The following is a 12,871-nucleotide window of genomic DNA, read 5'->3' on the forward strand; positions in this document are numbered from 1 at the left end:
CCCGTGTGAAACTCTCCATGGACGCATAGAGCTAACAACTAAGCTTGAAGGGCGATGGCCCGCAATTGCTGGAGCCTTCGACAACCCCGTCTGAGGCGATGCAAGTCACTCCATCACTGTTCCCCGAGTAATGGGGGAGACCACTCCAAACGTCAAAAACCGGATGCGTGGGTTTCTATGAGCGGGTTCTGTTTTGGAAGCAAGTTGGCAATCTTTTCTGCTAAGAGATTGGCCCACGTTCTGTATTGATTTTCGCCGGGGTGGTATCCGTCTGCCGCCATATCCTTCGGGTTTGAAGCCCACTGGAGCGAGACATAGGCGAACTTCCTCTGCGGAGCAATCCACCGCTGTAGACCTTCGTCAAGCAGTTGCGCGTATCTACCCAAGTACCAACGAAGCGGTTGCGGCGTAGCTGGTGTGAGGTGTAGCGGAGGCAGACCGCTGATAACTGCGAGCCGCGCTCCAACTCGCTCAAAGACCATATCGACCAACGCCTCATAATCTGAAATGAACTGATGAGGCTTTCTCTGAGACGTAACATCATTGGTCCCGAGAGCGGTAACAAGCACATCCGCAGGCAAGAGCTCTCTACCCGTCACAAACTCGAACGCTTGCTCGGTATTCACACCTGACTTGGCCAGCAGTTGCCATCTAACGGATCGAACAAGCCGATTCGCAAGGATAGAGGCCACCTGAGAGGCAAGGGCAGCGGATTGATGTTTAACACCAACCCCCGCCATGGTAGAGTCCCCTACAAATAGCAGCTTCAACTCTGGTTGGGAACTGTCAATCACGACGAGTCCACTTCGCTCGCCTGCCGCTTCGGCGAGTCTAAGAGCGGTACGACGAACTCTTCGACCCTGCGCTAAGAGCACCGGACCGAGCACAACTTTGGAGATCAACATAAATCTCATTCGCCGATCCTCTCTATTCAAATGCAGTGGCTGTCGCCCAACGCGCTACATCCACAATTCCGACGAACTGATGTTCTTCGCCCGATGGAGTGGTCAGCGTATACTCCTCGGTTTTGTCTTCCGCAGAAAGGTTCGGCCTTGTAGCGAGTTGGACCGACCACACACAGAAACATCGCAAATTGCAGAAGTACATCTCACCAACACTGTCCTTCAATACGAAGGAAGGGTCAGGAACGGCAAACATATAATAGGAGCAGACTCGACGTTTCATTATCCGACGTTCCTTCCGCCAGGCAGGACATGATATCAACGGCCCGCGCGCATTACTTTAGCGAATGACGCGCTTTGACAAGCTCCCTCATCAACTCATCCTGTACCTCGACAATTGATTTACGGGCTGTGTCAATTATGATGTGTAGTCTTTTCCAGGGTTCGAATTTGAGCCCGATTACATCTTCCCAAGTTGGAGAAGGTCTTCCTTCAATGTCGGAGCTTCTCCTCTCCACCCTCCCTTTGTGCTCCTGCACATCGGAACAGATAACCTCGACCTCAACTAGGCACACATTGGCGAGGTGTGCGACCTCGGCCCATGAATCGCGAGTCACCGTAAGCGGATTAACCGAGTCTCCAACAACCGAGCGGCCAACGCGTAGGTTGTCAGCAGCCACCCTATAGGCAGTTACATATCCAGCGGCGCCGATGTTAGCTCGTAGCACGTCACTATCCTGAATCGCCTGTTCAATGGTGTCTATTCGGAGATACACCGCGGCGTACCGGCTCGCCACAGTCCGGGCAAGCGTCGTCTTTCCTGTACCAGGCAATCCCCCGAATGCTATTAGCACTTGTCGTTGATCCTTTCATGTGGTGACCCCGCTACACAGCGCTCTAGTCTATGTTGAGCTGGTTTGGTCATTCGTCGTTGGTTATAGTCCCAGATTGTCGTTCACAGCGATGACAATTTCCTGCTCAGAGCCCAGATAACGTTCCGTCGTCTGGATCGACGAGTGGCCGAGAAGAAATTTGATTTGCTCCAGGTCGCCGCCATTCTTTCGGCAAAGCTTCGCGCAGGTCCTTCGTAGATCATGCGCCCCGAAGTGCTCGATACCGATCTCTTTCGCGGAGGCCTCGACCACACTCCAGATTGCCCAATCGCCCAACTCTTCCCCCAGGATGCGTCCGCTTTTCGAAAGCGGACGCAGGAGACGACCATCTTCGATTTTGGCTGCTGTTTGCCAGGCGTTGATCGCGTTTTTCACCCACACCGGAATTGCCACCGTCCGCACTCGGCCGCCTTTACCAACTAAGTCCACGATGACCCACCGACCCTCGCGGAGCTGAATGTCATCGAGCGTTAGTGTGGACAACTCTTTTCTGCGCAGAGCACAGCCAACCAAAAGAGCAAGGATGCAGTAGTCGCGCTTGCCCTTGATGGTCGATCGATCCGGTACGGCAAGCAGTTCTTTAGCCTGGTCACGCGTCAGCCAATTTCCCAACCGCATCCCCTGCTGACGCATGTTTGGTACGTCCGTCATCTTCGCGGCTTGCTCCGCATCAAGAATGCCGTTCCGTTGTGCTTCACCGATTAACTTCCGAATTGCAGAAAGGCGGACGTTCACCGTCGACGCACTCAGTTTCTTTTCCACCAACGCAGCACGATATTCCATCAGAAGAGCGCGAGAGAGTGGCTGTTGTCGCATCTCGCAAAGCGCAAAGATCTCATCGAGTGCTTTTGCGTAGTTTCGCTTCGAATGTTGGGAAGCAACGCTCAGCAGCACCATTCGCCGCAGCTCAGCAACGCCGGCAACGTATACGGCCCAGTTCCCTGCCGGTTGCTCGCGCAGTACCAGTGCGGTACTCATGAACCTGTAGGCGATTCGCTTACAGGTAGCGATTCGCCTTTGGACAAAGACCAGTGTCTTATCATGGCTCCTCCACATCCATTTCTTGCGCCTGGCGGGTCTCGTTCAGTTCTTTGCGTAACTTTTCGACCACCTCTTGCAGGTCTTCGATGGATGGAACCTCAGATTGAAGTGGTTCGGGAAGTTCGCGGGTGGCTCGGTAGGTCGAAACGCCGATCGGGCGATTGATGTTCTGCAATGTGTATTCCACGGTAGGACCACTGCGGCTTTCGCAAATCAGGACTCCGATGCTTGGACCATCGACCGGCGTCCGCATCGTCGCATCCACCGCTGAGAGGTAAAAACTCAGTTTGCCCGCGTATTCCGGCTTAAAGGCCCCGTTTTTTAGCTCGATCACAAAATAGCAATGCAGCCGGAGATGGTAAAAGAGCAGATCGATGAAATAGGCCTGCCCATCGACTTCTAGCTGCACCTGACTTCCCACGAAGGCGAAGCCGCGGCCCAACTCCAATAGAAGGTCGCGGAGATGCTTGAGGGCTCTGTTGCATTAACTTCACTGGTCGCAGTTCACTTGGTGGGCCGCTCGATCAGGCAGCGACAGCGAAGATGTCGAACAGCTTGTTTACGAATCGGATCTCCTCTTTGACGCGCGGCTTACAGGTGAGGCAATGCCCTCGACGGATCATACGCATCACTTCAAAGCCCTTGATCGTAGCGGCAGCGGTCCTCATCGTCTGAAAGCCTCGGGTGGGTCGGATGACGCGCTTAAGAGCGCCATGGTCGGCTTCGATGATGTTGTTCAGGTATTTGCAGGTCCGATGTTTTGTGTCTGCAGACAGCTTGACCTCGCGCTGTAGTCGGCGGATTGCTTTCGGGTAGGAACCGAGTTGGTCGGTGGTGATCGAGGACGGTGGCCAGTGGCGCATGGTCGTCAGCGCTTTTCCCAAGAAACGATGGGCTGCCCGAGTATTGCGGCGATCTGCCAACATGAAATCAATCAAGCGGCCATGCTTGTCGACGGCCCGAAACAGGTACTTCCACCGACCGCCGACCTTCACATACGTCTCGTCTACGCGCCAGGAACTGGTTCGGTAGCCTTGGTACCAGCGCACCCGCTTCTCCAATTCAGGCGCATAACGATGCACCCAGCGCATAATCGTAGACGGGTCTAGTTCCACGCCACGCTCCTGCATCATCTCCACGAGATCCCGATAGCTGATGCCGTACTTGCAATACCAGCGCACACAAAGCAGGATGATCTCAACGGGGAAGCGCCGGCGTTTGAACATGACTCATCCTACCGCCTCCGTCCCGACTTGGCCTTCACAGCCATAGTTAATGCAACAGAGCCGGAAAACAAAACCCGGAGCGCACAGGTTGGTGATCCAACGGGTTGCGAAAAGTGTAGGCCAAGATTGAAGTGGGTCGCCAGGATCGATCGTTAAGCGAGTGAAGAAGTCGCGTGTGTGGTCGAGCGCCATCAGAATCATGATCAGGCCGCGCAGGAGATCTAGTGATTCGATGCGGGGCTTGAGCGACCTAGGCGCGAAGACTGAGTTGAGTTCTGATAGAGGTGCGGTGTCGCTAGTGCTCAATGAGGAAGACCCCTTGGTGTGTTAAGTTAAGCGGCTTTGCAAACACTTTCCTCCATGCGAAACATTTGTCGCATGAGAATACTTTGGAATGAGCAAGACACCGCGGACGCAGAAGAACCAGGACGATGCTCCGTTGTTGTACACCGGAACCTTCTCTTCTTCAAAGGGGGCTGCGGCGCCCGCTTCGATCTTCCGCGTCAGCGGTCCGTCTCGAAGGAGACGATGCCTTACGATTATGTCGGCGTGCCGCTCTGGAATCTTATGAGAGAGCCATCATTTCGTAACCTGGTGCTACGGTTATTGGTCCCTCCTGAACGCAGTATGGTGCAGCACTCCAAAGTCCTGCATCGGCTCACTGGATCGTTTTGGTTGTGGTGAACAGGATGTTGTAGGCATCGTTGGACTGAAAGCCCGCGGTTATACCGGTTTTTAATATGGGGGACGGGCTTGTTATGATGAAGAGGTACTGAGATGCTCCCGGCCCTGATGGTCCCACCTGAACACCGGGATAAACCTCAGGTCCTTGCCAGTTCGTTCCGTCCGTGGAGGCCATGACCAGCATTTCGCTGTCCTGGTCATTCGCACTGTAAATATAGTAGAGAGTGCCGTTTGCGGCCACCAGAGCTGGCGAACTGTTTCCTCCCATTTGGCCGGGCAGCCGTTGCGAAGTGAAGTGGGCGCCATCCGAAGAGGACGCAATCCACACACCGTCGCTATCGTCATCCGCACGGAAGGCAACATAGATCGTCCCGTTTAAGATCGCGATCGCTGGATCGCTGCCAATCCTGACATTGGGCACTGCCGTTGCAGGCGGCCAGTTTTGTCCATCAGACGAGGTCGTGATGAAGAGTTGATGCGACGGATCGTCGGCCTGGAAAGCAAGATATAGTGTGCCGTTCGAACCCACCATCGCGGGTGCGCCGCCGATCTTGACGTTGGGGACGGCCGTCGCGGTCGGCCAACTATGCCCTCCATCCGGTGATGTCGTGACGAACAGATTGTCGCTCCCGTCATCGGCCTGAAATGCCATGAACACTACATTCTTGTCGCCTCCGATTGGTGTTGGATTTGCCGCCACGATGGTCGGTGCGCTTCCTAGTTGAATATTCGGGTATGCGGTCGCTGTCGGGTAGGGGTTTCCAATTTGCGTCGTCGAGACAAAGAGGTCATCGGTGCCATCATTGGCCTGAAAGGCCACGAGAATATTGTTATTGACTGACGTAAATGATGGCTTAGACCCCATGACATCAGGCCCTTGGTCGACTGCCGGCGAGGCAAACCCATCCTGTGGGCCGCCCGAGCTGTTCGGGCCGCTGTATGACAGCGCTTCCGTATGTTTATATGAGGTAAACAGTACGTTCCTGGAATCGTTTGACTGGAAGCCAACCGTAAATCCGTCGTTGGTCACGGATGCTCCCGGCCCCGAAGCTCCCATCTGAACGTCGAGATAGGCTTTGGGTCCTTGCCAAGTCACTCCGTCGGTCGAAGCCATCACCAGCATCTCGTTGGCGAGGTCCTGGGCGCCGTAAATGCAGTAGAGGACATTGTTCGAAACTACAAGAGCAGGTGAACTGTCCGGCCCCATCGTTTGCGGCTTTGTCGGCCCGGCGATCCTCTTTGAGCTGAAGTGGAACCCGTCAGTCGAGGAGGCCACCCAGACGTCGTTGCTGGAATCGTTCGCCCTGAAGGCGACAAACATCTGGCTGCGGAAGACGGCCAAAGCAGGCGCACTGCCTATCTGGACGTTGGGCACACCCACTGCCGTCGGCCAGTCCCGTCCATCGTTCGATGCAGTGACGTAGAGGCCGTGACTCGAGTCGTTCGATTGGAAGGCGACAAACAGCTGATGTCGAAATGCCGCCATCGCTGGCGCGCTGCCCATAAGGACATTTGAGTACCCGGTAGCCGCAGGAAAATCCGATCCGGTAGAAGACGAGGTGACGAAGAGTTTGTGGCTCGCGTCATCCGCTTGGAACGCCACATACAGTGCATGCTTGAACTCCGCCACAACGGGTGCACTGCCGATATGAATATCAGGGTAGCCGGTTGCCGTGGGATAGGGCCCGCCATTGGCCGTCGAGGTCACGTAGAGTTCGTGCCTCGAATCGTTCGACTGGAATGCTGCGTAGATCTTGCCGCGGTAGAAGGCCATCCCCGGCTTGCTTCCCATGAGGTCGTTCGGCTGTTCATCGGCCGGCCCCTCCAATCCATCTTGCGGTCCGGGGCCATTTGGGTCGCTTGGGCCAGTATACGAGGGCGGTTCCCCGTTCGTGGGATTGCTGTTGCCCGAATACCCAGCAGTAACAATATTTGCTTGGACTGCACTTTCCGCTAAATCCAATGGGTAGCCCTCCGTCATGGCGCCTTCAAAGAAAGAGCCAACGCCGGTTGCGCTGTTGTCGCCACCAGTTCCAAGGACGACGGCCCCTTCCTGCTGCATTCTGTACCCGGTGGGAAGCGGCCCATCATACCCGGTAGTCAGAGTACCCGATTGTGCATTGCCACCCTTCAAGGCAAAGTTGCTTATGCCATTATTCTTGAGCATTGCAGTAACGAAATTGCTACTGATCGAGGGATTATTAGGGTTGTTACGATTTCCCATGAACTGTCCATTCTCCAAGTCGGCCTCGACCCATGGACCGGGTCCGCTGCACGGTGGAAAGCCACAGAAAGTCCCAAAGTTGAGCGCATCCATGCGGCCGGCTCCGTTGTCGTCGCTGTTCGTTTCGGCGTTCCCAAAGTCAAAGCAGCACCCGCCATTTACGTTCTTGCCACTGGTCACCATATACATGCCTTCAGCGGCCTGGCCTCCGGGCTGGATTCCGACATTCCTCACCACGCCGACTGTGTTGTTGTTCCGATAGCCCACGCCTTGTGTCACACTCACGCCATACACCTTGTGGCCGTGCACTTCGATGGGTAGCGCGTTCGCTACCGCGCCGTTGTCGGGGCTGTTCTTGTTGCCCCCAGGCCCCTCGATGGTTAGGTCGTTTCTATTCCCTGATTGATCGTAGATCTTTGAGATGATGCACGTGGCGTTCGCGCAAAAACTGTCCTGGGCGGCCGCGTCGGCATAATCATTCTCGGTATAGGAGTCGTCGACACCATCGAGTATGTCGAACGATGTTCCATCCGAGGAGCGCGTGATCTGGTAGAGTCTTACGTTTGCAGTGGGGTGAGCATACAGCGCCCGTACCGTGCTATACGCGGCGACGCACGGCGTGCCGTTGTCAGCATAGATGTCGCAGGGACGTGGATTTGGCGGAGGGTCACAGGCCTGAGTGCCGTTCGCATGAGGGGGCGCTGGAGCGACCCCAGTCACCTGTTGGATGTAAGTCGCGACAGCGTCTGTTTCGGTTGCCTCCCCCCCGTTCACCAGCACGGCACACACCGTGCCGAAATAGATGAAGCCGGCTCCAGAATCACCCTTCTGAGTAACTCCGCGAAGCGAGGTGTACGATAGCACCCCGGGGGAGTATTCCCCCTGTATCTCTTGGACTGAAGCTTGCAGGTAGGAGGCTAGGGTGATGGGGGGAGGGGGCGTCGTCGAGCCCCATCCCTGGACAAGGGCTGTAGCGGCTTGATGCGCAGCGGTTGGACCTGTCAGGACGCCCCTGCCGTATGGCATCACCAGGCCGGGCTGCGTCACTGACGAGCGCAGTTGCAACAGTGCTACGTCATAGACGTTATTGCTGTAGATGTTCTGAAGAAAAAAGGCTTGTCCCTGCTGCAGATGGTAGGTTCCGACGTATACCGCACCATTCAGTGCGGTAATACCGGTGTCCGTTATGCAATGCTTTGCGGTCAGCACCCAGTCGGGAGCGATGAGACTTCCAGTGCATTGATAGGTGGCGACTCCATTGTCGAATTCAAATAATTGGACCTGCCCTTGAAGACTTGAGGCGTTGGAACCCCCGCTGATCGCATGTGCCGCCGGTACCCCGATGAAAGCAATTCCGAGAAGAAGAAAGAGCATACTGCGAATGCGTTGCTTGCTGCATGGTGCGGACATGGTGGATCCTTTCAAGTAAGGCGGAAGAAGACTGGTGAATGACATAGTTCGAATTTCGGAAGATCTTGCCTCTGAGTATGTTTTCGGGAATGTTAAGCAACATGCTGCAAAGGGTGCGGAAATCTCCGGTGTTGTGGGCTTCCTAGGCGCTGTAGGTGGATTGCCGTCTGCACTCCTGAAGCAAGGTCTATGAATGGCGCCTTCTTGGTCGGGAGCTATCCTCCTACGACTGATCAGCGCGGCTGATCACCGAGATTTTGAATATCGGGGCTTACATAGTCGCGGAGCTGTGAATGTACCGATTCACAGGTGCCATGGCTGAGTCTGCGGGAATGTCGTAAAGTCCAACTAAGTACGACGCGCTAGCCAGAATCAGTCTGTTTCAGGATAGAGTGCTTGAAGGGCGTTCAGGTCCGAGGGATCCGATCTTGGCTGCCCTCGGCCGCTCTTTGTCCTCTAACGCATCTTGCACATTGTTGCGGGATTTTCGCTACTCATCGAGCAGAACCAGATGGTCGCGTCTCCGGACAAGTGGATCTCCTCTACGCCGATTACCGCCAGGTTCGCGTGTGCTTCTGAATTTCTCAATCCCTTTGCTGCTGGATCACGCGAGTCTGCGTCGCCCAAGTCCGTGTTACGCAACGTCGATCGGATCGCGGAACGTCGGAGATGCGTGCGCCCGCAAGCACGTTTCTAGCCGCTGGAACTTTCACGTTGCGAAAGGGTGTATGAATTGGAGGCGATCGCTTGATTGCAAAGCACACTGATCAGCCTTCTCTTTTTTTGATGTCGAGATGCGGCGCGCCCTGGGTTCCCAGGCTGGTAGAGCAACGACGTAGAATACGCCCACGACGGAACCGACGAGATCGTTGTCTCTGAGTCGAGATCACCGCTGGCGGTGCGCTCGATAGACGACAAAGGCAGTATGGATGAGCGGGCAATAACCGTCGAGAAGACGCATAGAGCCCTCGGCAACTGTTTCGTGGCTAGAGGAGAAACTTCTTATCGGACACCATGTTCAATTGGGAGCACTCTTCAAGTACCGGCGGCATAACTTGCGACTTCTCACGCGGCGGCTACTGAACCAGGTCAAACGCGCCTTGCGCGTGACCGCGCCGTATTCGGTAGACAAGCCGCTAATGGTGAGAGCACCGGGAGATGGTTTACGTTTCGTACCGGGAAGAGAGTTTACAAGGCCCTTGCGGGGAAATTGGCTCTGGTTCTGGGTAAAGGCTGGCCGAGCCCGGTCTGTAATAAGAATATCTCCCGCCGTCGAAGCGTTGGGAATTGTATGGTCCGCCGTCGGATTGCAAGCTAAATCTTTGTGGCGAGTGATTAGGGTCTGCGCAAATGTATCCGGCCTGTTTGTGGAGCTTCCGCTCCTGGCCATAATGGAGTCCGCGCGTCGCTGTCCTACAAAGTGGGTCGAACTCCAAAGGGTTCTCATTCCCACACAGGCTTGAGCAACGCCGGTTGTGACCGTTCACTCACACATCGATTTGTCTCGCAAACTTGAGGAGAAAGCCTTATTCATCGTCGTCGGAGGGGTGGAAAAGTGTGGAATCGCGAAGCGATTTCCAAAGCCCGTATTTTGGGCGTCTTTTCCATGCCTCGGTTCAGGCCGCCACGAAGGCAGGTGCGCTGTAGTGTGTGCCTTTGCTCAGGATGGCCCACGCGATTCGAGCCATCTTGTTGGCCAAAGCGACGACCGTTATGTTGCGATGGCGTCTTGCCGAAAGGCTGGTCAGCCACTCGCCGAGAGCCGAAGGCTTTCGTTCCATCTGCATCACCACGGATCGGGCGCCGTGAAGCATCATGCGTCGGAGGTACTCGTTGCCCAACTTGCTGATGCCGAGCAGTCTGGTCTTGCCGCCTGTCGAGTGTTGTCGGGGAACAAGCCCTAACCAGGCTGCCAGGTCTCGCCCTTTTCTGAAGCTGATGCCGTTGCCGATAGCCGCAACCAGTGCTGTCGAAACGATCGGTCCGAAGCCCGGAACCTCCATCAAGCGATAGCATCCGTCGTCCTGCTTGGCAATGCGGGCAAGCTCGGCACTAGCTTCTTCGATCTTGCGTTCGAGCTCGTCCCACTCATGCTTCAACTCGCGAATCAGGTGCAGCAGTCGTCCGGAAAACAAAGAATCGCCATCGCTGAAGATGACCTGCAGCTGGCTCACCAGGTAAGAAGGTCCTTTCCGGATAGCGATTCCACGTTCCAGCAGAAACCCGCGGATCTGATTCATCACGGCCGTTCGTCTTGCCACCCAGCGGTCGCGTACGCGGTGCAGCGCCTGCAGATCCAACTGTTCGTCGGTCTTGATCGGCACGAAGCGCATCGTCGGTCGCTGCACAGCTTCTGCAATCGCTTCCGCGTCCAGGTAGTCGTTCTTGTTCGTCTTGACGTACGGCTTCACGTACTGCGCTGGCATCAATCGTGCATCGTGCCCCTGATCCCTCAAGGCACGTGCGAGGTAATGGGCTCCAGCGCACGCTTCCATGCCGATCAACAAAGGCGTACGACTTGCGGTGAAGATCAGCAGCTGCTTCCGCGAAAGCTTCTTACGAAGCACAATCTCATCACGTGGGCTCAATCCAATCAGGTGAAAGGTGGTCTTGCTCAGATCAATGCCGATCGTTGAAATCTCCATGGTGAAGCCTCCTGCCAGCTAAGATAATCCGTCCGGGTTGGTTCAGGCGGTAGAGTCGAGATGTGGCGCGGTGGTTTAGGTGATCCCTATCTGTTTCCGGCTCTTTCGTCTGCCGGTGCCTCACTAGGTTCACCTTGCTCCGTTTCCACATCCCGCTCATCGAACCGGACAGGCGGATCTCCCGCATCCGGCTCTCGGAGAAGACTCACGCTTTCGCCCACGGAAAGTTGCGTGTCCGTTTGTCCAGACGAACGAGACCCAAGGCTCCATGAAGATATGTATCCGGAAACATCCCGTTTGCACGTCCAGAGGCCTTATGTTTCGTTCGCAACCACAGACGCAGCCTCATCGTCGCGTAACCATCTACAGCACGATAGGCTGTACTGACCGGCCCAAGACAAAAGTAGTTCGCCCATCCGCACATTGTGCGATTGAGCTTCGTCACTATTGTCGCTGGATCCAACGAGGTTGTACTCCGTCCGGTCATTTCGCGTATCTCCCGGCAGATGCGTTGCACCCGCTTTCGCGCTGGAACGGTGCCAAGATAGGCCCGTCCAGTTTTGGGGCTGTAGCATTGACCAAACGTGTATCCAAGAAAATCAAACTTCTCTTCCGGCACAGAGCAGACCCGCGTCTTCGAGTCGTTCACCGTCAACTTCAGCTTCGACATCATCTTCCGCATTGTGGCTAGAGCTTGTTCCGCCCCCATCCGACAGCAGATGACAAGATCATCGGCGTAGTTCACGATATACGCTTCCCAACGCGCCTCATGCCCAAGTTCCTTCCACCCGAGCACAAACCGGCGCATATACAGATTGCTGAGCAACGGGCTGATCGGAGCTCCTTGTGGAGTGCCCCGACCTTCGTCCCGATTGCGCAGGCTCCGACGTTTATTCCCGCGTTCATCGGTTTCCTCAACCGGAGCTTCCAGCCACATCTTGATCAGATGCAACATCGCTCCGTCGACGATCCTTCGAGCGACCGACCTCATAAGATCGGCATGTGGAATGCTATCGAAGTAGCTGCTGAGATCCGCATCTACAATCCTTCTATGGCCAGTGTTGATCAGCTTGTGGACATGCCGCACTGCGTCCAATGCGCTGCGGTCTGCCCGATAGGCATACTGCTCAGGTTGCAAGTCGGCCTCGAAGATTGGATCGAGCACCAACATTGCCGCCGTCTGCACAACCCGATCCCAGATTGTTGGTATCCCTAACGGCCTCTGCTTCCCATCCGGCTTGGGTAGGTATACCCGCCGCACAGGCTGCGGTTGATACGTTCGACTTTTCAGTTCTTGCGCCAGTTCGTCTAACCTCCGCTCCACACCGTACTGCTCGATGTCCTCAAATGTCTGATTGTCCACTCCCGCTGCCCCGCCATTGGCTTTGCAGCGTTTGTAGGCATACACCAGAACATCCGCGCGGTACACCTTGTCGTACAACGCGTGGAAACGAAAGTAGGGCGATTCCTTCGCTTTTGCGTGTAACGCCATCTGCAACTTCTGAACGCTTATCAGGGTTGTTAGGTTCATCACCAATCCCGTTGTCCCTCGTCGTTTATTACGTTCGCCTTCAACTGAGGCCTCTTCCCTCCACCGGCATTACCCGGCTTCATCGGTACTACAGGCCTCTCCGCCACCCCAAACGGCCCGGCCTGTCTCTCGCGAGCTGCCAGTTGATCCAACCACAATCACCGCTGGGGCTTCCCGTGTTGCCTTCAGTCCCCTTTGCTTACATGCCGTCGCCACTACCCCGGCAGGTTGAAGGAAGCTGTTCGCTCATACTCTTCCCCCTCATCGGCCTTCCCCAAGTCCGCGGCGGGTCGGCTCCTGCATCATGGATTTCGA

General features: G+C 55.7%; 7 protein-coding genes and 1 pseudogene. All 8 read right to left on the reverse strand.

The window, feature by feature from the left end:
- Nucleotides 1–152: 152 nt before the first annotated feature.
- The 8 genes and pseudogenes from ACPOL_RS29095 to ltrA all read right to left on the reverse strand — a co-directional run bounded on the left by ACPOL_RS29095 (nucleotide 153) and on the right by ltrA (nucleotide 12,556).
- Entirely contained in the window at nucleotides 153–914 is a 762-nt protein-coding gene (locus ACPOL_RS29095; RefSeq protein WP_236657105.1) for an SGNH/GDSL hydrolase family protein, read from the reverse strand.
- Nucleotides 915–1,237: 323 nt separating this feature from the next.
- Complete coding sequence (locus ACPOL_RS29105) at nucleotides 1,238–1,756, reverse strand: P-loop nucleotide/nucleoside kinase family protein (protein ID WP_114210275.1); 519 nt, start codon at nucleotides 1,754–1,756, stop codon at nucleotides 1,238–1,240.
- Between the two features lie 81 nt (nucleotides 1,757–1,837).
- Nucleotides 1,838–2,773 carry a tyrosine-type recombinase/integrase gene (locus ACPOL_RS29110; RefSeq protein ID WP_114210276.1) on the reverse strand — a complete coding sequence of 312 codons (936 nt, stop codon included), beginning with the start codon at nucleotides 2,771–2,773 and terminating at the stop codon, nucleotides 1,838–1,840.
- A gap of 61 nt (nucleotides 2,774–2,834) precedes the next feature.
- A pseudogene (locus ACPOL_RS29115) lies at nucleotides 2,835–3,296 on the reverse strand (PDDEXK nuclease domain-containing protein); the annotation flags it as partial.
- Between the two features lie 64 nt (nucleotides 3,297–3,360).
- Complete coding sequence (locus tag ACPOL_RS29120) at nucleotides 3,361–4,062, reverse strand: IS6 family transposase (protein WP_236657106.1); 702 nt, start codon at nucleotides 4,060–4,062, stop codon at nucleotides 3,361–3,363.
- 658 nt (nucleotides 4,063–4,720) lie between these two features.
- A complete protein-coding gene (locus ACPOL_RS29125; RefSeq protein WP_201759003.1) occupies nucleotides 4,721–8,380 on the reverse strand; it encodes an arabinofuranosidase catalytic domain-containing protein in 3,660 nt (1,219 codons plus the stop codon).
- A 1,616-nt stretch (nucleotides 8,381–9,996) separates the two neighbouring features.
- Nucleotides 9,997–11,025 (reverse strand): IS110 family RNA-guided transposase, encoded by a 1,029-nt coding sequence (locus ACPOL_RS29130; protein ID WP_114207510.1) that lies wholly within the window; start codon nucleotides 11,023–11,025, stop codon nucleotides 9,997–9,999.
- A gap of 205 nt (nucleotides 11,026–11,230) precedes the next feature.
- Complete coding sequence (gene ltrA, locus ACPOL_RS29135; protein ID WP_114207509.1) at nucleotides 11,231–12,556, reverse strand: group II intron reverse transcriptase/maturase; 1,326 nt, start codon at nucleotides 12,554–12,556, stop codon at nucleotides 11,231–11,233.
- Nucleotides 12,557–12,871: the final 315 nt, after the last annotated feature.

Origin of the sequence: Acidisarcina polymorpha, assembly GCF_003330725.1 — a bacterium.
GTDB lineage: Bacteria > Acidobacteriota > Terriglobia > Terriglobales > Acidobacteriaceae > Acidisarcina > Acidisarcina polymorpha.

Coding starts and splice junctions, on each gene's coding strand:
- ACPOL_RS29130 (WP_114207510.1), bottom strand. CDS start 11,025: ATGGAGATTTCAACGATCGGCATTGATCTGAGCAAGACCACCTTTCAC.
- ACPOL_RS29095 (WP_236657105.1), bottom strand. CDS start 914: ATGAGATTTATGTTGATCTCCAAAGTTGTGCTCGGTCCGGTGCTCTTA.
- ltrA (WP_114207509.1), bottom strand. CDS start 12,556: ATGAACCTAACAACCCTGATAAGCGTTCAGAAGTTGCAGATGGCGTTA.
- ACPOL_RS29120 (WP_236657106.1), bottom strand. CDS start 4,062: ATGTTCAAACGCCGGCGCTTCCCCGTTGAGATCATCCTGCTTTGTGTG.
- ACPOL_RS29125 (WP_201759003.1), bottom strand. CDS start 8,380: ATGTCCGCACCATGCAGCAAGCAACGCATTCGCAGTATGCTCTTTCTT.
- ACPOL_RS29110 (WP_114210276.1), bottom strand. CDS start 2,773: ATGAGTACCGCACTGGTACTGCGCGAGCAACCGGCAGGGAACTGGGCC.